The 23,466-nt window shown below is 68.8% G+C and carries 27 protein-coding genes; 16 read left to right on the forward strand and 11 right to left on the reverse strand.

Going from position 1 to position 23,466, the window contains the following annotated elements:
* Window positions 1–54: 54 nt before the first annotated feature.
* The 4 genes from hisF to hisB all read right to left on the reverse strand — a co-directional run bounded on the left by hisF (window position 55) and on the right by hisB (window position 3,132).
* On the reverse strand, window positions 55–816 hold the full coding sequence (gene hisF, locus ACLBKU_RS02360) for an imidazole glycerol phosphate synthase subunit HisF (protein WP_410177929.1): 762 nt from the start codon (window positions 814–816) through the stop codon (window positions 55–57).
* 208 nt (window positions 817–1,024) lie between these two features.
* Entirely contained in the window at window positions 1,025–1,753 is a 729-nt protein-coding gene (gene hisA, locus ACLBKU_RS02365) for a 1-(5-phosphoribosyl)-5-[(5-phosphoribosylamino)methylideneamino]imidazole-4-carboxamide isomerase (protein ID WP_410177930.1), read from the reverse strand.
* Window positions 1,750–2,376, reverse strand: a complete 627-nt coding sequence (gene hisH / locus ACLBKU_RS02370; RefSeq protein WP_410177931.1) for an imidazole glycerol phosphate synthase subunit HisH — start codon at window positions 2,374–2,376, stop codon at window positions 1,750–1,752. Before hisH ends, hisA begins: the two co-directional genes overlap by 4 nt.
* A gap of 147 nt (window positions 2,377–2,523) precedes the next feature.
* Window positions 2,524–3,132 (reverse strand): imidazoleglycerol-phosphate dehydratase HisB, encoded by a 609-nt coding sequence (gene hisB, locus ACLBKU_RS02375; RefSeq protein WP_410177932.1) that lies wholly within the window; start codon window positions 3,130–3,132, stop codon window positions 2,524–2,526.
* A gap of 141 nt (window positions 3,133–3,273) precedes the next feature.
* On the opposite strand from hisB, the gene ACLBKU_RS02380 reads away from it, so the two are divergent.
* The 4 genes from ACLBKU_RS02380 to ACLBKU_RS02395 all read left to right on the forward strand — a co-directional run bounded on the left by ACLBKU_RS02380 (window position 3,274) and on the right by ACLBKU_RS02395 (window position 7,201).
* Complete coding sequence (locus tag ACLBKU_RS02380; protein ID WP_410177933.1) at window positions 3,274–3,753, forward strand: SspB family protein; 480 nt, start codon at window positions 3,274–3,276, stop codon at window positions 3,751–3,753.
* Between the two features lie 6 nt (window positions 3,754–3,759).
* Complete coding sequence (locus tag ACLBKU_RS02385) at window positions 3,760–4,152, forward strand: hypothetical protein (protein ID WP_410177934.1); 393 nt, start codon at window positions 3,760–3,762, stop codon at window positions 4,150–4,152.
* Between the two features lie 42 nt (window positions 4,153–4,194).
* Window positions 4,195–4,860 carry a guanylate kinase gene (gene gmk / locus ACLBKU_RS02390; protein ID WP_410177935.1) on the forward strand — a complete coding sequence of 222 codons (666 nt, stop codon included), beginning with the start codon at window positions 4,195–4,197 and terminating at the stop codon, window positions 4,858–4,860.
* 109 nt (window positions 4,861–4,969) lie between these two features.
* Complete coding sequence (locus tag ACLBKU_RS02395) at window positions 4,970–7,201, forward strand: M3 family metallopeptidase (protein WP_410177936.1); 2,232 nt, start codon at window positions 4,970–4,972, stop codon at window positions 7,199–7,201.
* A 69-nt stretch (window positions 7,202–7,270) separates the two neighbouring features.
* Here ACLBKU_RS02395 and ACLBKU_RS02400 read toward each other — a convergent pair whose 3' ends face one another.
* From ACLBKU_RS02400 to ACLBKU_RS02410, 3 genes are all read right to left on the reverse strand, one after another.
* Complete coding sequence (locus ACLBKU_RS02400; RefSeq protein ID WP_410177937.1) at window positions 7,271–8,083, reverse strand: SDR family oxidoreductase; 813 nt, start codon at window positions 8,081–8,083, stop codon at window positions 7,271–7,273.
* 104 nt (window positions 8,084–8,187) lie between these two features.
* Entirely contained in the window at window positions 8,188–9,327 is a 1,140-nt protein-coding gene (locus ACLBKU_RS02405) for an acyl-CoA dehydrogenase family protein (RefSeq protein WP_410177938.1), read from the reverse strand.
* 149 nt (window positions 9,328–9,476) lie between these two features.
* Entirely contained in the window at window positions 9,477–10,670 is a 1,194-nt protein-coding gene (locus ACLBKU_RS02410) for an acyl-CoA dehydrogenase family protein (protein WP_410177939.1), read from the reverse strand.
* 212 nt (window positions 10,671–10,882) lie between these two features.
* On the opposite strand from ACLBKU_RS02410, the gene ACLBKU_RS02415 reads away from it, so the two are divergent.
* The 8 genes from ACLBKU_RS02415 (at window position 10,883) to ACLBKU_RS02450 (ending at window position 17,953) form a co-directional block, all read left to right on the forward strand.
* A complete protein-coding gene (locus ACLBKU_RS02415; RefSeq protein ID WP_410177940.1) occupies window positions 10,883–12,355 on the forward strand; it encodes an MFS transporter in 1,473 nt (490 codons plus the stop codon).
* Between the two features lie 93 nt (window positions 12,356–12,448).
* Complete coding sequence (locus tag ACLBKU_RS02420) at window positions 12,449–13,786, forward strand: acyl-CoA dehydrogenase family protein (protein ID WP_410177941.1); 1,338 nt, start codon at window positions 12,449–12,451, stop codon at window positions 13,784–13,786.
* 145 nt (window positions 13,787–13,931) lie between these two features.
* Window positions 13,932–15,020 (forward strand): Zn-dependent alcohol dehydrogenase, encoded by a 1,089-nt coding sequence (locus tag ACLBKU_RS02425; RefSeq protein WP_410177942.1) that lies wholly within the window; start codon window positions 13,932–13,934, stop codon window positions 15,018–15,020.
* Window positions 15,020–16,102 (forward strand): phosphotransferase family protein, encoded by a 1,083-nt coding sequence (locus ACLBKU_RS02430; protein ID WP_410177943.1) that lies wholly within the window; start codon window positions 15,020–15,022, stop codon window positions 16,100–16,102. Before ACLBKU_RS02425 ends, ACLBKU_RS02430 begins: the two co-directional genes overlap by 1 nt.
* Before the next feature lie 117 nt (window positions 16,103–16,219).
* A complete protein-coding gene (gene dapD, locus ACLBKU_RS02435) occupies window positions 16,220–17,056 on the forward strand; it encodes a 2,3,4,5-tetrahydropyridine-2,6-dicarboxylate N-succinyltransferase (RefSeq protein ID WP_410177944.1) in 837 nt (278 codons plus the stop codon).
* A gap of 110 nt (window positions 17,057–17,166) precedes the next feature.
* Window positions 17,167–17,457: a hypothetical protein gene (locus ACLBKU_RS02440; protein ID WP_410177945.1), complete on the forward strand. Its 291-nt coding sequence runs from the start codon at window positions 17,167–17,169 to the stop codon at window positions 17,455–17,457.
* On the forward strand, window positions 17,454–17,675 hold the full coding sequence (locus tag ACLBKU_RS02445) for a DUF2945 domain-containing protein (protein ID WP_410177946.1): 222 nt from the start codon (window positions 17,454–17,456) through the stop codon (window positions 17,673–17,675). The genes ACLBKU_RS02440 and ACLBKU_RS02445 overlap by 4 nt, the downstream gene beginning before the upstream one ends.
* Window positions 17,676–17,788: 113 nt before the next feature.
* Window positions 17,789–17,953 (forward strand): hypothetical protein, encoded by a 165-nt coding sequence (locus ACLBKU_RS02450; RefSeq protein WP_410177947.1) that lies wholly within the window; start codon window positions 17,789–17,791, stop codon window positions 17,951–17,953.
* Here the strand turns inward: ACLBKU_RS02450 and ACLBKU_RS02455 are convergent, their stop codons facing one another.
* Entirely contained in the window at window positions 17,954–19,267 is a 1,314-nt protein-coding gene (locus tag ACLBKU_RS02455; RefSeq protein ID WP_410177948.1) for a dipeptidase, read from the reverse strand.
* A 53-nt stretch (window positions 19,268–19,320) separates the two neighbouring features.
* On the opposite strand from ACLBKU_RS02455, the gene ACLBKU_RS02460 reads away from it, so the two are divergent.
* Genes ACLBKU_RS02460 through ACLBKU_RS02470 form a run of 3 tightly spaced genes read left to right on the forward strand, consistent with a single transcriptional unit; the run spans window position 19,321 to window position 20,395 of the window.
* The gene (locus ACLBKU_RS02460; RefSeq protein WP_410177949.1) at window positions 19,321–19,773 is read left to right on the forward strand and encodes a cupin domain-containing protein; all 453 of its coding nucleotides are present in this window, start codon (window positions 19,321–19,323) and stop codon (window positions 19,771–19,773) included.
* Window positions 19,770–20,165: a DoxX family protein gene (locus ACLBKU_RS02465; protein ID WP_410177950.1), complete on the forward strand. Its 396-nt coding sequence runs from the start codon at window positions 19,770–19,772 to the stop codon at window positions 20,163–20,165. The genes ACLBKU_RS02460 and ACLBKU_RS02465 overlap by 4 nt, the downstream gene beginning before the upstream one ends.
* Window positions 20,162–20,395 (forward strand): DUF3253 domain-containing protein, encoded by a 234-nt coding sequence (locus tag ACLBKU_RS02470; protein WP_410177951.1) that lies wholly within the window; start codon window positions 20,162–20,164, stop codon window positions 20,393–20,395. The genes ACLBKU_RS02465 and ACLBKU_RS02470 overlap by 4 nt, the downstream gene beginning before the upstream one ends.
* Window positions 20,396–20,430: 35 nt before the next feature.
* Here ACLBKU_RS02470 and ACLBKU_RS02475 read toward each other — a convergent pair whose 3' ends face one another.
* Entirely contained in the window at window positions 20,431–20,682 is a 252-nt protein-coding gene (locus ACLBKU_RS02475) for an SWIB/MDM2 domain-containing protein (protein ID WP_088913414.1), read from the reverse strand.
* Window positions 20,683–20,713: 31 nt separating this feature from the next.
* Entirely contained in the window at window positions 20,714–21,307 is a 594-nt protein-coding gene (locus tag ACLBKU_RS02480; RefSeq protein ID WP_410177952.1) for a YbhB/YbcL family Raf kinase inhibitor-like protein, read from the reverse strand.
* A 244-nt stretch (window positions 21,308–21,551) separates the two neighbouring features.
* Between ACLBKU_RS02480 and ACLBKU_RS02485 the strand changes: the two genes are divergently transcribed.
* On the forward strand, window positions 21,552–23,039 hold the full coding sequence (locus ACLBKU_RS02485; RefSeq protein ID WP_410177953.1) for a S41 family peptidase: 1,488 nt from the start codon (window positions 21,552–21,554) through the stop codon (window positions 23,037–23,039).
* A gap of 3 nt (window positions 23,040–23,042) precedes the next feature.
* On the opposite strand, the gene ACLBKU_RS02490 is transcribed toward ACLBKU_RS02485, so the two are convergent.
* The gene (locus ACLBKU_RS02490; RefSeq protein ID WP_410177954.1) at window positions 23,043–23,462 is read right to left on the reverse strand and encodes a GFA family protein; all 420 of its coding nucleotides are present in this window, start codon (window positions 23,460–23,462) and stop codon (window positions 23,043–23,045) included.
* Window positions 23,463–23,466 lie beyond the last annotated feature (4 nt).

Below are 23,466 nucleotides of genomic sequence, written 5' to 3' on the forward strand. Positions count from 1 at the left end.
CAGTTGGAGACACCGGTCCATGGATTGCTTCGCTACGCTCGCAATGACGAGAATTCAACCGCGCGCCGGCAGCCCCGCCGCCCGCAGCGCCGCGTGGGCCTCGGCGATGGTGTGGTGGCCGAAGTGGAAGATCGAGGCGGCGAGCACCGCGCTGGCGTGGCCCTTGGTGACGCCTTCGACGAGGTGTGCGAGGCTGCCGACGCCGCCGCTGGCGATCACAGGAATGCTTACGGCGTCGGCAATTTCGCGGGTGAGGTCGAGGTCGTAGCCGCGCTGCGTCCCGTCCCCGTCCATCGAGGTGACAAGGAGTTCCCCCGCGCCCAGCCCCGCAACCTTCAGCGCGTACTCGACCGCGTCTATCCCGGTCGGCTTGCGCCCGCCGTGGGTGAAGATCTCCCAATTCCCGCGCGGGGTGCGGCGCGCATCGACGCTGGCGACGACGCATTGGCTGCCGAACTTCTGCGCGATCTCGCCGACCAGCTCGGGCCGGGCGACGGCGGCGGAGTTGACCGCGACCTTGTCCGCCCCCGCGAGCAGCAGCGCCCGCGCATCCTCGGCGGAGCGCACGCCGCCGCCGACGGTCAATGGCATGAAGCACACCTCCGCCGTGCGCCGCACCATGTCGAGCAACGTCCCACGCCCTTCGTGGCTGGCGGAAATGTCGAGGAAGCACAGCTCGTCCGCCCCCGCCGCATCATAAGCGCGCGCCTGCTCGACGGGATCGCCCGCGTCCTTGAGGTCGACGAAATTGACGCCCTTGACCACGCGGCCATCGGCGACATCGAGACAGGGGATGACGCGGATGCGGACGGTCATTGCGCTGAGAACTTCCAAACGGCGAATCCAAGACAGGCAAGCGAGATGACAGCCCACCCCGAAGCCTCCAAACGAAACCGGGTTGGCGAGTCACTCTTTGCGATGCGACGGCCATTCTCGCCGATGAATTCACCGCGCATGAGCGAGGTGACAGTCACCCACAGCCCGCCTAGTCCGATAAGCAGAGCAACAATCGCCTCAATCTCGTTCACACCCGCGCCCCCATCGCGATCGCCGCCGCGAGATCGAGCCGCCCTTCGTAGAGCGCCCGCCCCGTGATCACCCCCTCGATCCCCTCGTGCGCGTGGAGCGAGAGGATGTGGATGTCGTCGAGGCCCTTCACCCCGCCGCTGGCGATCACCGGAATGTCGACGCGGCGGGCGAGGTCCACCGTGGCCTCGATGTTCACGCCCTTCAGGAGGCCATCGCGGCCGATGTCGGTGAACAGCAGCGAGGCAACGCCGGCGTCCTCGAAGCGGCGGGCGAGGTCGGTGACGGGGACGTCGGAGACCTCCGCCCAGCCCTCGGTCGCGACCATGCCGTCACGCGCGTCGACCGCCACGACGATGCCGTTTGCCCACTCGCGAGCCATTTCCTTGACGAATTCAGGGTTCTTGAGCGCCGCCGAACCCATCACCACCCGCGCGACGCCGAGGTTGAACCAGCCCTCCACCGCCGCCGCATCGCGGATGCCGCCGCCGAGCTGCACATAGCCGGGAAAGGCCGCGACGATCGCCTCCACCGCCGCGCGGTTGCGGCTTTCGCCTGCGAAGCTGCCGTCGAGATCCACGACGTGGAGGTGCTCGGCCCCGGCCTCGGCAAAGAGCAGCGCCTGCGCCGCCGGATCGTCGCCGTAGATGGTGGCGCGCGCCATGTCGCCCTCGGCGAGGCGCACCACCTGGCCGTCCTTGAGGTCGATGGCGGGGAAGACAATCACGGGAACCACTCCAGAAAGCGCCGGAGGGTGGCGAGGCCGTAGGCCTGGCTCTTCTCCGGGTGAAACTGCACGCCGAGGATGTTGTCGCGCGCGACCGCGGCCACCAGCCCCTCGCCGTGGTCGGTCATCGCGGCGACATGTTGCGGGTTCTCCGCGGCGAAGTGGTAGGAGTGGAGGAAATAGGCCTCGCCCTCCTCAATCACCTCGTGGTCCTTCGCGTGGGGGAGCACGGCGACGTCGTTCCAGCCCATGTGCGGCACCTTGATGCTCGCGTCCGAGGGCTGGATCAGCCGCACCTCGCCGGGGACCCAGCCGAGGCCCGGGGTTTCGCCATGCTCGAGGCCGCGGTCGGCGAGCAATTGCATCCCGACGCAGATGCCGAGGAACGGCGCAGCCCCCACGTGGACCCGCTCCTTCATCGCCTCGACCATCCCGGCAATCGCGTTCAGCCCCTCGGCGCAGGCCCTGAAGCTGCCGACGCCGGGCAGCACGATGCGATCGGCGGCGCGCACGACATAGGGGTCGGCGGTGGCGGTGACACTCGCCCCCGCGGCCTTGAGCGCATTGTGGACCGAGTGGAGGTTGCCCGCGCCGTAGTCGATCAGGGCGATGACCTCGGCCATCAGTCCCTCCCCGTCCTGAAGGGATGGGGAGGTGGCACCGCGCAGCGGTGACGGAGGGGTACTCCTCCACCCGAACAAGACCCCTCCGTCAGCCCTGTGGGCTGCCACCTCCCCATTCCTGCGGAACGGGGAGGGACGCTGTCGGTCTCACCCACCAAGCTGCCCCTTGGTGCTCGGGATCGCTCCGCCCTTGCGCGGATCGCGCTCCACCGCCTGGCGCATCGCGCGGGCGAAACCCTTGTAGAGGCTCTCGCAGATGTGGTGGTTGTTGGTGCCGTAGAGCAGCTCCATGTGAAGCGTGATCCCGGCGGCCTGCGACACGGAATGGAACCAGTGCTCGATCAGCTCGGTGTCCCATTCGCCGAGGCGCTCCTGGGTGAACTTCGCCTTCCACACGAGGTAGGGCCGCCCCGAGATGTCGAGCGCGACCCGCGAGAGGGTCTCGTCCATCGGCGAATAGGCCGCGCCGTAGCGGCCGATCCCGGCCTTGTCGCCGAGCGCCTGCGCAATCGCCTGCCCGAGCGCGATCGCCGAGTCCTCGGTGGTGTGGTGCTGGTCGACATGGAGGTCGCCCTCGACCTTCATCGTCACGTCGATCAGCGAGTGGCGGCTGAACTGTTCGACCATGTGGTCGAGAAAGCCGATGCCGGTCGCGACGTCATAGGCGCCGGTGCCGTCGAGATCGACGGTAATGGCGATCTTCGTCTCGGTGGTGTTGCGGCTCACCGAGCCGGTGCGGGCGGGGATGCTGGCCATGCCCTGCGCCTATAGTCGGCTCCACCGCCATGACAACCATCAAGACTGGCGCGCGGCGCATGGGGCGATCGAAGTGTCAATGCAGCGCGACACGCCAAAGCACTTGACCGGGGCCGCATCTGAAGCCACGAATCCGCATCGATGAGCAGCGATACGCCCGACAGCCTGATCCCCTATGACGAGATCGTGCAGGAAGCCCTGCGCGCGGTTGTCGGCCGGGTGCTGGGCTCGATCGTCGGCGGCGGCGGCACGCTGCCGGGGGCGCACCACTTCTACATCACCTTCAAGACCGGCGCCCCGGGGGTCAACATCCCGCCGCACCTGCGCGAGCGATTCCCCGACGAGATGACCATCGTGCTCCAGAACAAGTTCTGGGACCTCGAGGTCGGGCCGCACAGCTTCTCGGTCAGCCTCACCTTCAACCAGGTGCCGGCCAAGCTCACCATCCCTTTCGCCGCGATCACCGCCTTCGTCGACCCGGCGGTCGATTTCGGCCTCCAGTTCCAGGCCGCGGTCGAGGAATTGGAGCCCGAGGCGCACGAGGACGCGGAGAACGACGGGCCGGACAGCGATCCCGACGGCTCGAACGTCGTCAGCATCGATTTCGGCCGCAAGAAATAGGCACCGATGGCGCGCCGGAAACGGACGAGCGGCAAGAAGACGGAGGGCGAGGCCGGGACTCCGACCAGGCCCGGCCTGCCGCTCCCCAGCCCCGAGGCCTCGACCAATCTCGTCATCGCCGACATCGTGCTGCGCGCCGCGGGCGGCCTGCTGCGCGACCGGCTCGAGAAGGGCCTGATCACCCGCCACCACGACAACGATCCCAAGGCGCACCGCCTCGTCGACAAGCGCGGGGTCGCCGCGAGCGCGATGCTGTGGGGCGCAAGCCACCTCGCGCGGCGCTCGCCGATCGGGCTCGCGGTGGTCGCGGGCGGGCTCGCCGCCAAGGTCTTCTACGACCGCGGCAAGCGGCTCGAGGCGCAGCGCAAGGCGAAGCGGCGCCCCGGAGGCGAGAACTGATCGCCGCTTGATTTGTGACACGCTCATGGTGCAACGGGGCCCATGGGCGACTCCTCACACCATCCCTCGCCGCAGCACGCTGGCGACACGCTCCAGCGCCGGGGCCTGATGTTCATCCTCTCCTCGCCCTCGGGCGCGGGGAAGACCACGCTGTCGCGGATGCTGCTCGCCCGCGACAGCGAGATCCGCCTGTCGGTCAGCGCCACCACCCGCCCGCCGCGCCCCGGCGAAGTCGACGGGGAGCACTACCACTTCGTCTCGCCCGAACGCTTCCAGGAAATGATCGACGAGGATGACTTCTATGAATGGGCCGAGGTCTTCGGGCATCGCTACGGCACGCCCAAGGGGATGATCCGCGCAGGCCTCAAACAGGGGCAGGACTTCCTCTTCGACATCGACTGGCAGGGCACCCAGCAGCTCTACCAGAAGGACCAGCAGGACGTGGTGCGGGTATTCATCCTGCCCCCCTCGATCGACGAGCTCCACCGCCGCCTCAATGGGCGCGCCACCGACAGCGCAGAGGTGATCGCCGCGCGCATGGAGCGCGCCCGGGCCGAGATCAGCCACTGGGACGGCTACGACTACGTCATCATCAACGACGACGTCGACGTGTGCTACGACAAGGTCCGCGCGATCCTCGAGGCCGAGCGCATGAAGCGCGCGCGCCAGACCGGGCTCATCCCCTTCGTGCGCGGGCTGATGGGCTGATCCATGTGAAAGCGCGGGAAGTCAGCGCCTGTTCAACCGCCCGCCGCCAAAGACTTGCCCCTGACCTCACCGAGCCGCGCGCTCCCCAATCTTCAGAGAGATGATGCTTATGAAGGCCCGAATTCTGGTCCCGATCCTGTCCACCGTCTGCGCCGCCGCACTCGGCCTGCCGGTGCTCGCCCATGCGGAAGGAACCGCCATGACCGCTGCTGCCCCGTCCAAGAGCAAGACGTCCGCCCCCGCCCAGCCCGCCGCCGCGCCCGCCGCGACCGGGCCCTTCGCCGCTGTCAGCACCCTCCCCTTCCAGGCGCCCGACTTCACGGCGATCAGGGAAAGCGACTACCTCCCCGCCTTCGAGCAGGCGATGGCGATCCACCGCGCCGAGGTCGACGCGATCATCGCCAACAAGGAGGCCCCGACCTTCGCGAATACCATCGTCGCGCTCGAGACCTCGGGCCAGATGCTCGGCCGGGTGGCGCGGGTGTTCTTCGCGCTGACCGGCGCCAACACCACCGAGGCGCTCGACGCGATCGACACCGAGGTGAGCCCGAAGCTCGCCGCGCATAATGACGCGATCAACCTCGACCCGCGGCTCTTCGCCCGCGTCAAGGCGGTCTACGACAACCGCGCGGCGATGAGCATGACTCCCGAGGACGCGCGCCTGCTCGAGCGCACGTACGAGCAGATGGTCCATGCGGGCGCGATGCTCACCGAGGCGCAGCGCGAGGAGGTGAAGGCGATCAACACCCAGCTCTCGACCCTCACCACCCAGTTCGCGCAAGGGGTGCGCGCCGCGACCAACGGTCAGCCGCTGATCGTCGACACCAGAGAGGAGCTCGCCGGGCTCTCCGAGGCCGAAATCAAGGCCGCCGCCGACCTCGCCGCCTCCAAGGGCCAGCCGGGCAAGTATGCCATCGCGCTCCAGAACACGACGCAGCAGCCGCTGCTTCCTTCGCTCGAGAATCGCGCGACCCGCGAGGCGCTTTTCCAGCGCAGCTACCACCGCGCCGACGGTCAGGCCTCGCCCGGCAGCGACACCCGCCTGCTCGCCGCCCGCATCGCCGAGCTGCGCGCCCGCAAGGCCGCACTGTTCGGCGCGCCCGACTGGGCGAGCTATGCGATGTACGACCGCATGGCGAAGCAGCCCAAGACCGCGCTTGGCTTCATGGAGCAGATGGTCCCTGCGCTTGCCGCCACCCAGCGCCGCGAGGCGGCCGAGCTGACCGCGGCGATCGCCAAGGACGGCGGCAATTACGAGGTCCAGCCCTGGGACTGGTACCGCTATGCCAATCGCATCAAGGCCGAGCGCTTCGACCTCGACGAGGGCAAGGTCGCCGAGTATTTCCAGATCGACCGGGTGCTCGAGGACGGCGTGTTCTTCGCCGCGAACAAGCTCTACGGGATCAGCTTCAAGAAGCGCACGGACATTCCGGTCTATCACCCCGACGTCACTGTCTACACCGTCTACGACAAGGACGGCTCGGAGATGGGCCTGTTCTACTTCGACCCCTACCAGCGCCCCTCGAAGCGCGGCGGTGCGTGGATGAGCAACTTCGTCGACCAGAGCCACCTCGCGGGCACGAAGCCCGTCATCTACAACGTGCTCAACATCTCCAAGGCCGCGCCGGGCGAGGTGCAGCTCGTCACCTTCGACGACGTGACCACCATGTTCCACGAGTTCGGCCACGCGCTCCACGGCCTCTTCGCCGACCAGCGCTACGCCTCGATCTCGGGCACGGCGACGGCTCGCGACTTCGTGGAGTACCCGAGCCAGGTCAACGAGATGTGGGCGACCGATCCGGCGGTGCTCCAGAATTACGCCAAGCACTACAAGACCGGTGAGACGATCCCGGCGGCCATGATCGAGAAGATGAAGGCCGCGAGCAAGTTCAACCAGGGCTACGATTTCGGCGAGACGGTGGAAGCGGCGCTCCTCGACATGAAGTGGGCCGCGCTCACTCCCGAGCAGGCCGCCGCGATCGACACGCCCGAGGAGGTCGACGCCTTCGAGGACAAGGCGCTGAAGGAGCTGGGGCTCGAGGTCGGGCTGGTGCCACCGCGCTACCGCTCGACCTATTTCAACCACATCTTCAGCGATCCCGAGGGCTACTCGGCGGGCTATTACAGCTACCTGTGGACGCAGATGCTCGACGAGGACAGCCGCAAGTGGTTCCGCGACAATGGCGGGCTGACCCGCGCCAACGGCGACCACTACCGTGCGACGGTTCTGAGCCGCGGCGGGACCATGGACTATTTCGAGATGTTCCGGAACTTCGCCGGGCGCGAGCCCGACGTCGCCCCGATGCTCGAGGCGCGCGGGCTGGTCGAACCCGCGAAGTAAGCGCACCGCGGACAGCGAAAAGCCCGCCGGATCGCTCCGGCGGGCCTTTTCGTGTCCGCTCGCGAAGGCTCAGTGCCCGCCGCCGCTCGGGTCGGCGAAGTGGTTGGGCAGCAGCGCGTTGACCACCCCGCCGTCGACCGTCAGCGTCTCGCCGACCACATAGTCGCCCGCGCGGCTGCACAGGTAGATCGCCGCGGCCGCCATGTCCTCCGCCGTGCCGATCCGCTTCGCCGGAATGCCCGAGGCGCTGGCGTCGGGGGCGTCCTTGGCGGCCTTGTTCATCTCGGAGGGGAAGGCCCCCGGCGCGATCGAGGTGACGACGATGTTGTCCTGGATCAGCCGCGCGGCCATGCGCCGGGTGAGCTGGATCACGCCCGCCTTCGAGGCCTGGTAGGCGTAGGTCTCCCACGGATTGATCCGCTGCCCGTCGATCGAGGAGACGTGGATCACCTTGGCGGGACGCCCCTGCCGGCCGCCTGCCACCAGCAGGTCGTGGAGCTTCTGGGTGAGGAAGAACGGGGTCTTGACGTTGAGGTCCATCGTCCGGTGCCAGCCGGCCTCGGTGAACTCGAGATAGGGCTGGCCCCAGGCGGCGCCCGCGTTGTTGATGAGGATGTCGAGGTGGCTCTCGCGCGCCTTCAACTCGTTGGCGAGGGCGACCATGCCGTCCATCTGGCTGAGGTCGGCAGGGATGCCGATCACGCGATCCGCGCCGAATTCGTCGATGGTCGCCTGCATCTGCTCGACCTTGCGCGCCGAGATGTAGACCCGCGCGGCGCCGGCCGCGAGGAGCCCTTCGACGAACATCTTGCCGATCCCGCGCGAGCCGCCGGTGACGAGAGCGACGCGGCCCTCGAGGCTGAAGAGTGATTGAATGTCCATGATGATAACCTCCCGTCTTCCCGGGCTTGACCCGGGACCCCGCTTGTCTTTGCCCGCCGCAGGAAGAAGCGGGGCCCCGGGTCAAGCCCGGGGCGGGGGTATGCTCAATACCCGCTCAGCTCCGCGACGCGGTTCGCATGGTAGTAGGCGTCGCCGAGGAACTCCGCGAGCGCGCGGTCGCGCTTCATGTAGAGGCCGATGTCGTATTCGTCGGTCATGCCGATGCCGCCGTGCATCTGCACGCCTTCCTGCACCGCGAGGCGCGCGGTCTTGGCGACTTTGGCCTTGGCGACACTCGCCATCAGCTCGGCCTGGGGGGCGCCGGCGTCGAGCAGCTGCTGCGCCTTGATGGTCGCGGCGCGGGCGATCTCGACCTCGGAATAGAGGTGGCTGGCGCGGTGCTGGAGCGCCTGGAACTCGCCGATCAGCTTGCCGAACTGCTTGCGCTGCTTGAGATAGTCGACGGTCATGTCCATCGCCCCGCGCGCGACGCCGACGCCCTCGGCCGCCGCCCCGACGCGCCCCGCGAGGAGCATCGCATCGAGCACCGCGCGCCCGCCGTCAATCTCGCCGATCACGGCATCGCCGTCGAGCTCGACGCCATCGAACTTCGTGTGGGTCGCCATCGAGCTGTCGACCAGCCGGACCGCGTCATGGCTCATGCCGGCAGCCTCCTTCGGGACGGCGAAGAGCGTGATCCCGTCCGCGTCCTCGTCCGCGCCCGAGGTGCGGGCGGCGACGACGATCATGTCGGCGCTCGCGCCGTGGATGACGAAGCTCTTGGAGCCGGTCAGGCGGAAGCCGTTGCCCGACTTCTCGGCGCGCGTGGCGATCCGCGAGGGGCGGTGTTTGGCGGTCTCGTCGATCGCCACGGCGAACACGCTGTCGCCCGCGATGAGCCCCGGCAGGTAGCGGCCCTTGAGGTCGTCCGACCCGTGCTTCAGCGCGGTCGCCGCCAGCACCGACGACGTCAGGAACGGCGAGGGCGTAAGGTTGCGGCCGATTTCCTCGAGCACGATCCCGGCCTCGACATGGCCCATGCCGAGCCCGCCGTCGGCCTCCTCGACCAGCATGCCGGTGAAGCCCATCTCGGCCATCTGCTTCCACAGGCCGTGGCCGAAGCCGTCCTTGCAATCGCGGTCGCGCCAGTGGCGCAGCTGCTTGGCGATATTGCCTTCCTCGGCGATGAAGCCGCGCGCGGTGTCGGCGAGCATCGCCTGGTCTTCGTTGTGATACAGGGGCATTCGAATTTCCTCTCCCATACCCCCTCCCGCCTGCGGGAGGGGCAGCGAGACTTGCCAGCTTGCTGGCTAGTCGCAGCGGGGTGGGCCTGCGAGCATTCGCGCGTGCCCACCCCCGCCCCCTCCCGCGAGCGGGAGGGGAGAATGACAGTTCAAGCCCCCGGCAGGTCGAGGATGCGCTTGGCGATGACGTTGAGCATGACCTCGCTGGTGCCGCCCTCGATCGAGTTCGCCTTGGTGCGCAGCCAGGCGCGCGACGGCTTGCCGCCCTCGGTCGCCTCGCTCTCCCATTCGAGCGAGCGCGAGCCGCCGACCGCCATCACCAGCTCGTGGCGGCGCTTGTTCAGCTCGGTCCCGGCATATTTCATCATGTTCGGCTGCGCGGGGTGCGCCTTGCCGACCTTGATCTCGTCGAGGAACTTCTCGCCCATCGCCGTGTAGGCGAGCGCGTCGACGTCGAACATCGCCAGCTCGGCGCGCAGCACCGGATCGAGCTCGTCGCCGAGCTTCGCCGCGTGGCGCTTCATCGCCGCGCCGATCCCGGCGGTGCGCTCGCCGCCGTCGGCGCCCGAGATCATCTCGCGCTCGTGGCCGAGGAGATACTTGGCGACGTCCCAGCCGCGGTTGATCGTGCCGACATAGGCGGGCACGTCAGCGCCGTAGCTCTTGGGCACCTGCACGTTGTCGAAAAAGGTCTCGCAGAAGGGCGAGTTGCCGCTGATGAGCTTGATCGGCTTGGTGGTGACACCCTCGCTCGCCATGTCGAAGAGCATGAAGGTGATGCCGCCGTACTTGTTCTCCTTGTCGGTGCGGACGAGGCAGAAGATCCAGTCGGCGTGGTCGGCGTAGGAGGTCCAGATCTTCTGGCCGTTGACGATCCAGTGATCGCCCTTGTCTTCCCCGAACGTCTGCAAGGAGACGAGGTCGCTGCCCGAACCCGGCTCCGAATAGCCCTGGCACCAGCGGATCTCGCCGCGCGCGATCTCGTTCAGGAAGCGCTGCTTCTGCCCCTCGGTGCCGAAGTGCAGCAGCGCCGGGCCGAGCATCCAGATGCCGAAGCTCGAGAGCGGCGGGCGGGCATTGATGCGCCCCATCTCCTCGCGCAGCACCTTGGCTTCGGGCGGCGTCAGGCCCGCGCCGCCATATTCCTTGGGCCACATCGGCACGGTGTAGCCCTTGGCGACGCAGGCCTCGAGCCAGGCTTTCTGCGCATCGTTCTTGAAGGTGGCGCGGCGGCCGCCCCAGTAGATGTCCGCCTCGTCGCGCACCGGCTCGCGCATTGCGGGCGGGCAGTTCGCTTCCAGCCACGCGCGGGTCTCGGCGCGGAACGTCTCCAGATCGGCCATGACCGATTCTCCTCTTTCAGCCTCTCACTTGACGCTTACGTTAGTGGCATTTCGGCGCGGCCTGCAAGCGCTCTTGGCAAGGCCTGCGATGCCGTAGCGTCAGCGACAAGCGCGATTGACGTCCGGCGCTTTGTCCCTAGGGTCTTGCCCTGAGAGAGGGAGAGAGACGTGAGCCTTACCAGCCCCGGGGCAGGCCCGCAGAGGGTGCGCGCATGACCGCGGTTAAGGGCCCGGTGCCGCTGCGCCTGCGGCTGATCCACGGCGGGGGCGCGGTCGCCTTCGGGGTCAAGGACAACGGCTTTGCCTATTTCCTGCTGATCTACTTCAACCAGGTGCTCGGCATGAACGCCGAGCTGGTCAGCCTCGCGCTGCTGATCGCGCTGCTGGTCGATGCGCTGGTCGACCCGCTGCTCGGCAACCTCTCCGACCGCACCTACACCCGCTGGGGACGGCGCCTGCCGTGGCTCTATGCCGCGCCGATCCCGCTGGCGATCGCCTGGGCGGTGCTGTGGAGCGAGCCCGTCGGCGGGCCGCCCAGCTTCCTCGGGCTCGTCGGCATCGCCATCGTGGTGCGGCTGCTGCTCTCGGCCTGCGAGGTACCCTCGATCAGCCTCGTGCCCGAGATCACGCAGGACTACGACGAGCGCACCACGCTGTTCCGCTACCGCGCGCTCGCCGCCTGGATGGGCGGCCTCGCGATGATGATCCTCGCCTACACCGTGTTCATGCCGGGCAAGGAGGGGCTGCTCGAGCCCGAGGGCTATGCCGCCTTCGGCCTGTTCGGCGCGGGGCTGATGGCGGTCTCGGTGATCGGCTCGGCGATCGGGCAGCACCGGCTGCTCGCGCACCTCCCGGCGCGCAGGCCCCCACCCTTCTCGCTGCGCCTCGCCTTCGCCGAGATCGTCGAGGCCTTCTCCGAGCGCGCCTTCCTGATCTTCGCCGCAGGAGCGCTCGCCGCCTATATCAGCCAGGGAATGGTGTTCTCGATCACCAACTACCTCAACCTCTTCGTGTGGCGGCTGACGGGCGACCAGCTGATGCTGTTCCCCTTCGTGCTGTTCGCCTCGGTGGTGCTGATGTTCGTCATCATCGCGCCGCTGCACCGCCGGATGGGCAAGGCGCGCGCGGCGGCGGTCTCGGCGGTGGCGGGGATGGTGATCGGGCTCGCCCCCTATGTCCTGTTCCTCGCCGGTTTCTGGCCCGCGGTCGGCAGCAACGCTTCGACCTATTCCTTCTACGCCTTCCTGCTGTTCGCCAACGCGCTCGGCACCACGGCGGTCGTGTCGGCCACCTCGATGATCGCCGAGGTGGTCGAATCCTTCGAGGAGCGCACCGGGCGGCGCGCCGAGGCCTCGTTCTACTCGGGCAACTGGCTGATCCAGAAATGCGCGACCGGCGGGGGGATCTTCCTCACCGGCCAGATCATCGCCTTCTCGGGCCTGCCCGCCAACGCCGCGCCGGGGAGCGTTGCGACAGGCATCATCGCCAGCTTCGTGATCGCCTTCGCGATCGCCGGCGCGGTGCTGGGGCTCGCCTCGGCCTGGTGGCTGGCGCGCTTCCCGATCAGCCGCGAGGAGCACGAGGCCCGGCTCGGCCGGCTCGCCGCGCGGCGCGGCCACGCCTCGGAAAGCCCGCTCGACGAGGCCGCCCGCGCCGACCCGGAGGGCCATTCGATCGGCGCCTGACGGCCCACAAATGAGAGCTTGGCGGCTCGCGCAGGCTCTGCCACCAACACCCGCAGATTCGATTGCAATCAAGGACGAGAGAGGAACCGGCCCATGGATTTCGAACCCACCGAACGCCAGGTCTATTGGCGCAACCGGGTGCGCGATTTCATCGAGCAGCACATCCGCCCGAACATGGACACCTATAAGGCGCAGGACGCCGCGGGCGACCGGTGGAAGGTCATCAAGATCATCGAGGACAAGAAGAAGCTCGCCAAGGAATCGGGCATCTGGAACCTCTTCATGCCGCCGCGCAACGACAGCCACCACCATGTCGACGACACCTTCGAATTCGAAGGTCCGGGCCTCACCAACCTCGAGTATGCCCTGTGCGCCGAGGAGATGGGCCGCATCGGCTGGGCCTCGGAAGTGTTCAACTGCTCGGCGCCCGACACCGGCAACATGGAGGTCTTCCACCGCTACGGCACGCGCGAACAGAAGGAAGAATGGCTGCGTCCTCTGATGAACGGCGAGATCCGTTCGGCCTTCCTGATGACCGAGCCCTACACCGCCTCCTCGGACGCCACGAACATCGAGACCCGCATCGAGCGCGACGGCGATCACTACGTCATCAACGGGCGCAAGTGGTGGTCGAGCGGCCTCGGCGACCCGCGCTGCAAGGTCGCGATCGTGATGGGCAAGACCGACTTTTCCGCCCAGCGCCACGCGCAGCAGTCGATGGTGCTGATGCCGATCGACAGCCCCGGCGTGAACATCATCCGGCACCTGCCCGTGTTCGGCTATGACGATGCGCCGCACGGGCACATGGAAGTCGAGATGAAGGACGTGCGCGTCCCCGTCACCAACATGCTGCTCGGCGAAGGGCGCGGCTTCGAGATCGCGCAGGGGCGCCTCGGGCCGGGCCGTATCCACCACTGCATGCGCACCATCGGGGTGGCGGAAGAGGCGCTCGCCAAGATGTGCCGCCGCCTCCAGGAGCGCGAGGCTTTCGGCAAGCCGGTCTACAAGCACTCGGTCTGGGAGGAACGCGTCGCGCGCGCCCGCATCGACATCGAGATGACCCGCCTCCTGTGCCTCAAGGCCGCCGACATGATGGACAAGGTCGGCAACAAGTCGGCCAAGCAGGAAATCGCGATGATCAAGGTGCAGGCGCCGAACATGGCGCTCAAGATCATCGACGACGCGATCCAGGCCCACGGCGGCGGCGGGGTGTCCGAGGACTACGGCCTCGCCTCGGCCTATGCCCACCAGCGCACCCTGCGCCTTGCCGACGGGCCGGACGAGGTCCACGCCCGCTCGATCGCGCACATGGAGTTCGCCAAGCACGCCCCGGTCGCGGGGCCGACCGCCAACGCCCTGCGCGGCAACCACGGGCGCGCCGCCAACGACGCGGCGAGCTTCAGCTCGGGCGACATGGGCGTGGCGCGGTGATTCGGGCGCGCCGAACCTGTAGGCGCGCTTGTTGATGTAGTGCATGCGGAAGGCCTCCTTGGAGGGTGGCCTTCCGCGAACGAACCTCCGGCACCTCCTGTAGGACCGCCGGAGGGCCGATCCAACCGCAAGAAAGTAGGAAAGCATGGCCAAGGCAGCCATTCTTGAACAACCCGGACAGGGCCTCACCATCAAGGAGGTCACCTATGCCGAGCCCGGCCCGCACGAGGTTCTGATCGACACCAAGGCCTGCGGCCTGTGTCATTCGGACCTGCACTTCATCGACGGGCACTACCCCCACGCGCTCCCCTGCATTCCGGGGCACGAGGCGGCGGGGATCGTGCGCGCGGTCGGCTCGGAGGTGCGCACGGTGAAGCCCGGCGACCATGTCGTCTCCTGCCTCTCGGCCTTCTGCGGGCATTGCGAGTTCTGCGTCACCGGCCGCATGGCGCTGTGCCTCGGCGGCGACACCCGCCGTCAGAAAGGCGAGACCTCGCGCATCGCCTTCGCCGACGGTTCGCCGGTGAACCAGATGCTCAACCTCTCGGCGCTCAGCGAGCAGATGCTGATCCACGAGCACGCCTGCGTCGCGATCGACAAGGACATGCCCTTCGACCGCGCGGCGCTGCTCGGTTGCGCGGTGACGACCGGCGCGGGCACGATCTTCAACGCCTGCAAGGTGACGCCGGGCGAGACCGTGCTGGTGGTCGGCTGCGGGGGCGTGGGCCTTGCCGCGATCAATGCCGCGAAAATCGCTGGTGCGGGCAAGATCATCGCCGCCGACCCGCTCCCCGAGAAGCGCGAGCTCGCCAAGGTGCTGGGCGCGACCCACACCGTCGACGCGCTCGCCGAGGATGCGGCGAAGCAGATCGTCGCGATCTCCGGCGGCGGGGTCGACTGGGGGATCGAGGCGGTCGGACGGCAGGCCTCGGCAGACCTCGCGGTCGCCTCGCTGCGCCGCGGGGGCACGGCGGTGATCCTCGGCATGATGCCCTTGGACTGCAAGGTCGGGCTCGGCGCCTTCGACCTTCTCTCGGGCAAGAAGCTGATGGGCGCGATCATGGGGATGAACCACTTCCCCGTCGATCTGCCGCGCCTCGTCGACTTCTACCTGCGCGGGCTGCTCGACCTCGACACGATCATCGCCGAGCGCATCCCGCTCGAGGCGGTGAACGAGGGCTTTGCAACAATGCGCAAGGGCACCTCCGCGCGCACCGTGGTGGTGTTCGACTGATGACTGACGCACCGCAAATCGACTTCGACACCGAAATGGTCGGCACGGTCGCAGTGTCCGAGAAGGATGCGCTCGACCTCGGCAATCTGACGGCATGGTTCGAAGCCAACGTCGAGGGCTTCGCCGGCCCGATCAGCTACACCAAGTTCAAGGGTGGCCAGTCGAACCCGACCTACCGGATCGACACGCCGGGGGCCTCCTACGTGCTGCGCCGCCAGCCCTTCGGCAAGCTGCTGCCCAGCGCCCACGCCGTCGACCGCGAATATGCGGCGATGACCGGGCTCTACCCCACCGGCTTCCCCGTGCCGCGCACCTACGGGCTGTGCGAGGACGTGGACGTCATCGGCTCCAAGTTCTTCGTCATGAGCCTCGCCGACGGCCGGTCCTTGTGGAACGGCGCGCTCCCCGGCCTCTCGCCGGACGAGCGCCGCGCGCATTACCACGCGCTGATCGACACCATGGCCGCGCTCCACCTCAACGATCCGCAGGCGATCGGCATGGGCGAGTTCGGCAAGCCCAACGACTACTGCGCGCGCCAGATCACCCGCTGGACCAAGCAGTACAAGCTCTCCGAAACCGAGCACATGCCCGAGATGGAGCGGCTGATCGAATGGCTGCCCGCGACCATCCCGCCGCAGCACGGCTCGAGCGTGGTGCACGGCGACTACCGGCTCGACAACGTGATCTTCCACAAGGAGGAGCCCCGGATCATCGCGGTGCTCGATTGGGAGCTCTCGACCCTGGGCGATCCGATCGCGGACTTCAGCTACCTGATGCTCAACTGGCACAACCCCGCCGACGGGCGCGCGGGGCTGCTGGGGCTGGATATCGACGCGCTCGGCATCCCCTCTCAGGAAGAGGCAGTCGAGCGCTACGTCGCGAAGACCGGCTACCCGGTCCCGCCGATGGACTGGTACTTTGCCTACAACCTCTTCCGCCTCGCCGGGATCATGCAGGGCATCAAGAAGCGGGTGATCGACGGCACCGCCTCCAGCGCCCACGCCCAGGCGATGAGCGACCGGGTGCGGCCGCTCGCCGAGCGTGCCTACCAGTTCGCTATCGCCGCAGGCATGCCTGCCTAGGAATCAGGCAGGCCGCGGGCGGTCTACGTATACTGCCCGCGGATTGTGCAGCCCCGCTTGCCCGGCGCGCGCCGGGCAGCTAGGCGCGCGCAGGTAACCTGTCGCCGGAGAGTGCGCATGACCGACGCCCTGATCACCGCCATTGAAGCCGCGTGGGAGAACCGCGCCGAGGTGTCCCCCGGCCATCCGGTCGGCGAGGCGGTGAATGCCGCGCTCGAACTGCTCGATAGCGGCAAGGCGCGCGTCGCCGAGCCCGACGGGAACGGCGGCTGGCGGGTAAACCAATGGCTCAAGAAGGCGGTGCTCCTCAGCTTCCGTCTCAACGACAACGCGGTCGTCGAGGGCGGCGCTGCGAGCGCGCCGGCCTATGACAAGGTGCCGCTGAAGTTCGCCACCTGGGGAGAGGACGAGTTCCGGGCGGGCGGCTTCCGGGTCGTCCCCGGCGCTGTCGTGCGGCGCGGGGCGCACATCTCGAAGGGCGCGGTGCTCATGCCGAGCTTCGTCAACATCGGCGCCCATGTCGGCGAGAACACCATGATCGACACCTGGGCGACGGTCGGCTCCTGCGCGCAGATCGGTGCAAACGTCCACATTTCTGGGGGAGCGGGGATCGGCGGGGTGCTCGAACCGCTTCAGGCCGAGCCCGTCATCATCGGCGACGGCGCCTTCATCGGCGCCCGCGCGGAAGTCGCGGAAGGCGTGCGCGTGGGCGAGGGCGCGGTGCTTTCGATGGGGGTCTATCTCGGCGCCTCCACGAAGATCGTCGACCGCGCGAGCGGCGAGGTCCACATCGGCGAAGTGCCGCCCTATGCGGTGGTCGTCCCCGGCTCGATGCCCGGCAAACCGCTCCCCGACGGCTCGCCGGGCCCGAGCCTCTACTGCGCGGTGATCGTCAAGACGGTCGACGCCCAGACCCGCTCCAAGACCGGCATCAACGAGCTGCTGCGCGACTGACCGACGCCCGGCCCCGCCTCGCCGCGTTTCGCCGGCTTCCCTTACGAGGGTGGCGAAACCTGCGCGGCCCGCGCGACATAGTCCCTGCCCCATTCATGCAGGAGACTCCCATGCCGCAGACCGACCGCTCGCCCCGCGTCGACAAGACCGACGCCCGCGCCGGCTCCAAGGAAGGCGTGGTCCGCTGGGTGCTCGCGATCAGCCTCGGCCTCACCGTCCTCGCCTTCGCCATCATCGTCCTGTCCGGCGCGCTCAGCCAGGGGCCGGTCGAGAGCCAGCAGAACGCCGAGCGCAAGGTCGAGGCGGCCCGCGAGCAGGGCACCGGCAGCGACAGCACGATCGACGGCGTGGTCGTCGACGACGAGGCGGCCGGCGCCCCGACGAGCAACGGCGCGCCGTGAGCGACACCTTCCGCAAGGGCCAGCAGGTGATCTGGGACTGGGGCGGCGGCACCGCCACCGGCACGATCCGCGACCGCTATGTGCGCAAGGTGACGCGGCGGATCAAGGGCTCGGCGATCACCCGCAACGGCGATGTCGACAACCCCGCCTACCTGATCGTCCAGGAGGACGGCGACGAGGTGCTCAAGCTCGCCAGCGAGCTGCGCCCGGCCCGCTGACTTTCCGGATATTTCACAGCTCGCCGCATCGCGGGAACAAATCGTCGCCGCGCGGTTTGATTGACGCTACGGAAAGTATTTCCCTAGCGGCAACCATGCGCGGGAGAGCGACAATGGCCGACCAGAACCGAGCCCACCATATCCACCACGATCACGCCCGCGGGGCGGTGAGCAACACCGGCCTGCGCTATGTGCTCGCCTTCAGCCTCGCCTTTGCGGTGATCGCGATGAGCCTCGTGTGGATCATCCCCGCGCTGGCGATGGCGCACCACCATTGATCACGGCGCCGGCGCGGAGGCCGGGGCGCCGATGAGCGTCTCGATCGGCGGCTGGTCGGCGACGCTCGCCGCATAGGCCTCGGCCGCGCGCAGGACGCGCAGGGCGTTGCGGCTCGCGATCATCTCGAGCTCGGCCTGCGAATAGCCGCGCCGCGCGAGTTCGGCGAAGAGCAGCGGATAGCCGCGCACATCCTCGAAGCCCTGCGGGCCCGAGGGCATGCCGTCGAAGTCCCCGCCGATGCCGATGTGCTCGACACCCGCGATCTTGCGGATGTGGTCGATGTGGTCGGCCATGTCCCTGATCGTCGCCTTGGGCTCGGGATTGGCCTTGTCCCACGCGGCGAGGCCTTCGGCGAGCTTGGCGGGCTGACCCTGCCACAGGCCCTTGAGCCGCGCCTCCTCGCCCGCGCGCTTGGCGGCCCATTGCCGCGCGGGCTCGCTGATGAAGCGCGGGAGGGCGACCACCATCACGATCCCGCCGTTCCCGGGCAGGCGCGCGAGCACCGCATCGGGGACGTTTCTCGGGTGCCCGTCCACGGCCCGCGCGCCCGAGTGGCTGAAGATCACCGGCGCCTTCGCGACATCGAGCGCGTCCATCATCGTCGCCTCGCTGACGTGGCTGAGATCGACCAGCATGCCGAGGCGGTTCATCTCGCGCACCACATCCTTGCCAAAGTCGGAGAGCCCGTCGAACTTGGGATCGTCGGTCGCCGCGTCCGCCCACGGCGTGTTGCTGTTGTGCGTGAGCGTCATGTAGCGCACGCCCAGCGCCTGGAGCTGGCGCAGCACCGCGAGGCTGGAGCCGATCGCATGGCCGCCCTCCATGCCGAGCAGCGAGGCGACCCGCCCCTCGGCCATCGCGCGTTCGACCTGGTCGGCGGTGGTGGCGAAGCGCAGCGCTTGCGGATAGCGGGCGATCAGGCGCTTGGTGACGTCGATCTGCTCGATCACCTGCTGCACGGCGGCGGGCTCGTCGGCGGTGAAGGGGACATAGACCGACCAGAACTGCGCGCCCACCTTGCCCTGCCTGAGGCGCGCAAGGTCGGTCTGCATCGCCGGCTTGTCCGGACCGTCGGCGGTGTGGCTCGTATCCTCGAAGTCGAAGGCGTTGATCCGGTTCTGCACCCGGTCGCGCAGCTGGTTGGGGACGTCGTTGTGCCCGTCGAACACCGGCGCCGCGGCGAGCGCGGCCTCGGCGGTGGCAGTCGCGGTCGCATCGTCGATGGCGGGCGGGCTCGGCGCCTTCTGCGCGGCGAGCGGGTTCGCGGCAAGCAGCGCGGCGAGCGCCGGGGCGATGGGGACAAGGCGTTGCATGGGAGTGGCTCCGGAAGCTAGAGCGCCGGGGATCGGCAGACAGGGATGGCGACATGGATAGCGCAGACGCGTTGATCGAACAATTGCAGCTCACCGCACACCCGGAGGGCGGGTGGTATCGCGAGACCTGGCGCGGGCCCCCCGGGCCGGACGGGCGCGCGGGCGGCACCGCGATCCTCTTCCTGCTGCGCGCCGGGGAGGCCTCGCACTGGCACAGGGTCGACGCGGCGGAGCTGTGGCTGTGGCAGGCGGGCGACCCGGTCGAGCTGCGGCTCGCGGCGAGCGAGGCGGGGCCGGTGCGCTCGGTGATCCTGGGCAGCGACGTGGGTGCGGGGCAGCAGCTCCAGGGCCTCGTCGCGCCGCACGAGTGGCAGGCGGCCCGCCCCCACGGCGCGGCGGTCCACGGCTACAGTCTCGTTTCCTGCGTGGTGGTGCCGGGCTTCGACTTCGCCGGCTTCACCCTCGCCCCGCCGGGGTGGGAGCCCCGAACCGGTCAACGCGCTTGAAGACGGCGCTGCGCTGGCTGCTCGCGGCCTTCTACTTCGCCGCCGGGGTGATCCACCTCGCGGCCCCTGCGCCGTTCCTGACGATCATGCCCGGCTGGGTGCCCGCTCCGCACGCGGTGGTGCTCTGGACGGGGGTGGCCGAGATCCTTGGTGCCATCGGCCTTGCGCAAGGCGTCTCGCTGCCGCTGCGCCGCGCCGCGGGGTGGGGGCTGGCGCTCTACGCGCTGTGCGTGTGGCCGGCCAACATCAACCACTTCGCGCTCGACATGGCGCGCGCCGACGGCGGGCTCGGCCTTGCCTATCACGTGCCGCGGATGTTCGCACAGCCAGTGATTATCTGGCTGGCGCTGTGGGTCGCAGGGTGCCTGCCCTTGCGCCGCGCCCCCGCATGACTCCCGAGGACGCGATCCTCGCGCTGCTCGCCGAGCGGGCGGAGGGGGCAACGATCTGCCCGAGCGAGGCCGCGCGGCGCCTTGTGGGGCCGCAAGGGGACTGGCGGGCGGAGATGGAGCGGGTCCACGCCGCCACCGACGCGCTCCTCGCAGCGGGCGCGATCAGGCTCTCGTGGAAGGGCGCGGCAAAGGAAAAGCGGCGCGGACCCTACCGGATCGCGCGCCGCTGAACCTGTCCGACGGACGCCCGAAGGCGCCGACCGGCTTACTTGAGGTGCTTGCTGACCGCAGCGGTCATCTTGAACATCGAGATCTGGTCCTTGCCGATCACCGCGCCGAGCTTGGCGTCGGGATTGATCTGGCGCTTGTCGGTCTTGTCCTGAAGACCGTTGGCCTTGATGTATTCCCACACCTTCGAGGTCACCTCGGCGCGGGTCATCGGGCCCTTGCCGATCACCGCTTCGAGATCACCCGAAAGCGTCACCGGCTTCTGCAGTGCGTTCGTCGTTCCAGCCATCATTCACTCCCTTGTCATAGTGGCAGGTTGATCAAAAATCGTCATCTTCCCAGCCCGCATCCTCGTTGTCCCCGCCCCCGGTGAAGGTTGCATGGAGCACGGCGCAGGCCGTCACCGACCCTTGCAGCGATGCGAGCAGGTCCGCCCGCCCCGCGCCGGGCATCAGCACCAGCGGCAGGTCGGTCGCGAACAGCTGAAACAGGTAATGGCGCGTCTCGCCCTCGGGCGGGTCGGGCAGCAGCCATTCGGAATTGCCGGCGGCGTTCTTGCCGGTGCGCGGCGGGACCTCGCCCTCGAGCAGCTTGCCGCGCTGGCCGGCGAGGCCCCAGACGAGCCAGTGGCACGCCGGATCGCCGGTCTTCGCGGCCGAGGCATCCTCGACCACCAGCACCAGCTCCTGCGAGCCCGGCGGCGGCGCGCTCCATTCGAGCGGCGGGGCGACGGCGTCCTCTTCCGCCGCGGTGAAGCTCGCGTCGAGCTCCTCCCCGCTGCGGAACGCCGGGCTGGTCAGCGCGAAACCGCCACGCGCGAGCGTCTGCGCCGATCCCAGCTTCGCGATCGCAAGGCCGGGATGACGCGCAGGCGCAGGCACCTGGGGTGCGAGCCAGCCGGGGAAATCAGTCATGATTCTGTCGCCTCATCGCCCTCGTGCTAGTCCCTTCGGATGCCCGATACGAGACGTCGTAGCCTCGATTCTGGCGGTTTCTGAGGAAAACCACGGATAAGCGGGCAAAAAAGCCACGCTTTCTGGTGGGCCCAGGCGCAATTCGCCACAGTCGTCTTGCTCTTGGCGCGGTGCCCATGCATCTCTCGCGCACCGGGTCGCACCGCCGATTCCGGCTTTCGACTGCCCGGAGTTGCTCCTTCCCATGAAGCCTGCCCGCACCGCCCTCAGCCTCGTCCTGGCCCTCCAGCTTGCCGCCTGCGGCGGAGGCGGAGGAAGCTCCTCGGCCCCGCCGACCGGCGGCGGGGGCGGCACGCCGACCCCCTCGCCGACGCCGACGCCGGCCGCCTGCTCGCTGAGCGCACAGCAGGACTTCGCCGACCAGGTGCTCAACGAATGGTACCTGTTCCCCGACCTGCTCGCGACAGTGAACCGCAACTCGGTCACCAACCTCGACGACTATCTCGACGCCCGCGTCGCCCCGGCGCGCGCGCAGAACCGCGACCGCTTCTTCACCTTCGCGACCTCGATCGCGGAAGAGAACGCCCTCATCAACTCGGGCGCGAGCGCCGGGTTCGGCGTGCGCCTGTCCTACGACAACACCGCGCGGCGGCTGTTCGTGGTCGAGGCCTACGAGGGCGCGCCGGGCCTTGCCGCGGGGCTCGACCGGGGGAGCGAAATCCTCGCCATCGGCACCACTGCCAGCAACCTCCAGACCGTCTCGAGCCTGTTTGCGAGCGGCGGATCGCAGGCGGTGGCGAATGCGCTCGGGCCCTCCACCCCCGGGACCGCGCGGGTGCTGCGCTTCACCCGGCCCGACGGCGCGATCGTCGAGCAGACCGTCGCCAAGACCGAGTTCTCGATCACCCCGGTCTCGAGCCGCTACGGCGCGCTGGTGCTGACCGACGGGGCGCGCAAGATCGGCTACATCAACCTGCGCACCTTCATCGTCTCCGACGCGGCGAACCAGCTGCGCAGCGCCTTCGCGACCTTCTCCGCGCAAGGCGTGCGCGAGCTCATCATCGACCTGCGCTACAATGGCGGGGGCCTCGTCAGCGTCGCCGACACCTTCGGCGACCTGATGGGACAGGGGCGCGTCGGGCAGGTGTGGAGCAGGACCGTGCTGCGCCCCTCCAAGTCGAGCGAGAACGAGACCCGCCAGTTCCGCACCGAGGCCAACGCGATCGCCCCCACCAAGGTCGCGGTCATCACCACCGGCGCGAGCGCCTCGGCGAGCGAGCTCGTCACCAACTCGCTGATCCCCTACCTCGGCAACAATCTCGCGCTGGTCGGCGCCAATTCCTTCGGCAAGCCGGTCGGCCAGTTCGGCTTCGACCTTGCCGCCTGCGACCTCCGGGTGCGCGCGGTGGCCTTCAAGACGGTCAACGCCAACAACCAGGGCGACTATTTCACCGGGCTCGCCAGCGTGGTGCCCAACACCTGCCGCGCCGGGGACGACATCTCGCGCCCGCTCGGCGACCCGCGCGAGGCCTCGATCGCGGCGGCGCTCGATTTCCTCGCCGGGCGCGCCTGCACGCCGATCGCGGGGAGCGGGCAGGACAATGCGGTCAGCACCGCGCCGGGCCTGACGGGCCCGCAGGCGGCGCGCATCGGCCTCGACCTGCCCGACCGCCTGCCGCTCCAGCCGAAGCGGCCCGCACCGGCGCAGCACGAACTGCCGGGGCTGTTCTAGGCCTCAGAGCCCCTCGGGGACGGTCTGGAAGCTCGGCAGCTCGCCGAGGTCCACCCAGTCCTGCTTGCTCTTGGCGTAGCAGTGGAAGGCGGGCTTGAGGATGCTCGTGTCGTCGAGCGTTCCCGCCTTGATGAACATCATACCCGGCGGGCTGTCGACGCGGGTGAAGACCGGCGATCCGCAGTCCGGGCAGAACTGCCGCCGGACGGTCGCGCCGCTGTCGCCGGTGTCGTTGTAGGTCCTGAGCTCGCCCTCGAGCGCGACGGCCTCCTCGGGCACCATGACGATCACCGAGAGCGCGCTGCCCGCCTGGCGCTGGCAGTTCTTGCAGTGGCAGGTGACGCAGAGCAGCGGATCGCTCGCGCAGGTGTAGCGCACCGCGCCGCACAGGCAGCCCCCGGTCATGGTCCCCGTGCTGGTCATGGCG

The sequence above is a fragment of the Erythrobacter sp. NE805 genome (genome assembly GCF_046452355.1).
GTDB lineage: Bacteria > Pseudomonadota > Alphaproteobacteria > Sphingomonadales > Sphingomonadaceae > Erythrobacter.

Coding starts and splice junctions, on each gene's coding strand:
- hisF (WP_410177929.1), bottom strand. CDS start 816: ATGACCGTCCGCATCCGCGTCATCCCCTGTCTCGATGTCGCCGATGGC.
- hisH (WP_410177931.1), bottom strand. CDS start 2,376: ATGGCCGAGGTCATCGCCCTGATCGACTACGGCGCGGGCAACCTCCAC.
- hisB (WP_410177932.1), bottom strand. CDS start 3,132: ATGGCCAGCATCCCCGCCCGCACCGGCTCGGTGAGCCGCAACACCACC.
- ACLBKU_RS02380 (WP_410177933.1), top strand. CDS start 3,274: ATGAGCAGCGATACGCCCGACAGCCTGATCCCCTATGACGAGATCGTG.
- ACLBKU_RS02385 (WP_410177934.1), top strand. CDS start 3,760: ATGGCGCGCCGGAAACGGACGAGCGGCAAGAAGACGGAGGGCGAGGCC.
- gmk (WP_410177935.1), top strand. CDS start 4,195: ATGGGCGACTCCTCACACCATCCCTCGCCGCAGCACGCTGGCGACACG.
- ACLBKU_RS02395 (WP_410177936.1), top strand. CDS start 4,970: ATGAAGGCCCGAATTCTGGTCCCGATCCTGTCCACCGTCTGCGCCGCC.
- ACLBKU_RS02400 (WP_410177937.1), bottom strand. CDS start 8,083: ATGGACATTCAATCACTCTTCAGCCTCGAGGGCCGCGTCGCTCTCGTC.
- ACLBKU_RS02405 (WP_410177938.1), bottom strand. CDS start 9,327: ATGCCCCTGTATCACAACGAAGACCAGGCGATGCTCGCCGACACCGCG.
- ACLBKU_RS02410 (WP_410177939.1), bottom strand. CDS start 10,670: ATGGCCGATCTGGAGACGTTCCGCGCCGAGACCCGCGCGTGGCTGGAA.
- ACLBKU_RS02415 (WP_410177940.1), top strand. CDS start 10,883: ATGACCGCGGTTAAGGGCCCGGTGCCGCTGCGCCTGCGGCTGATCCAC.
- ACLBKU_RS02420 (WP_410177941.1), top strand. CDS start 12,449: ATGGATTTCGAACCCACCGAACGCCAGGTCTATTGGCGCAACCGGGTG.
- ACLBKU_RS02425 (WP_410177942.1), top strand. CDS start 13,932: ATGGCCAAGGCAGCCATTCTTGAACAACCCGGACAGGGCCTCACCATC.
- ACLBKU_RS02430 (WP_410177943.1), top strand. CDS start 15,020: ATGACTGACGCACCGCAAATCGACTTCGACACCGAAATGGTCGGCACG.
- dapD (WP_410177944.1), top strand. CDS start 16,220: ATGACCGACGCCCTGATCACCGCCATTGAAGCCGCGTGGGAGAACCGC.
- ACLBKU_RS02440 (WP_410177945.1), top strand. CDS start 17,167: ATGCCGCAGACCGACCGCTCGCCCCGCGTCGACAAGACCGACGCCCGC.
- ACLBKU_RS02450 (WP_410177947.1), top strand. CDS start 17,789: ATGGCCGACCAGAACCGAGCCCACCATATCCACCACGATCACGCCCGC.
- ACLBKU_RS02455 (WP_410177948.1), bottom strand. CDS start 19,267: ATGCAACGCCTTGTCCCCATCGCCCCGGCGCTCGCCGCGCTGCTTGCC.
- ACLBKU_RS02460 (WP_410177949.1), top strand. CDS start 19,321: ATGGATAGCGCAGACGCGTTGATCGAACAATTGCAGCTCACCGCACAC.
- ACLBKU_RS02470 (WP_410177951.1), top strand. CDS start 20,162: ATGACTCCCGAGGACGCGATCCTCGCGCTGCTCGCCGAGCGGGCGGAG.
- ACLBKU_RS02475 (WP_088913414.1), bottom strand. CDS start 20,682: ATGGCTGGAACGACGAACGCACTGCAGAAGCCGGTGACGCTTTCGGGT.
- ACLBKU_RS02480 (WP_410177952.1), bottom strand. CDS start 21,307: ATGACTGATTTCCCCGGCTGGCTCGCACCCCAGGTGCCTGCGCCTGCG.
- ACLBKU_RS02485 (WP_410177953.1), top strand. CDS start 21,552: ATGAAGCCTGCCCGCACCGCCCTCAGCCTCGTCCTGGCCCTCCAGCTT.
- ACLBKU_RS02490 (WP_410177954.1), bottom strand. CDS start 23,462: ATGACCAGCACGGGGACCATGACCGGGGGCTGCCTGTGCGGCGCGGTG.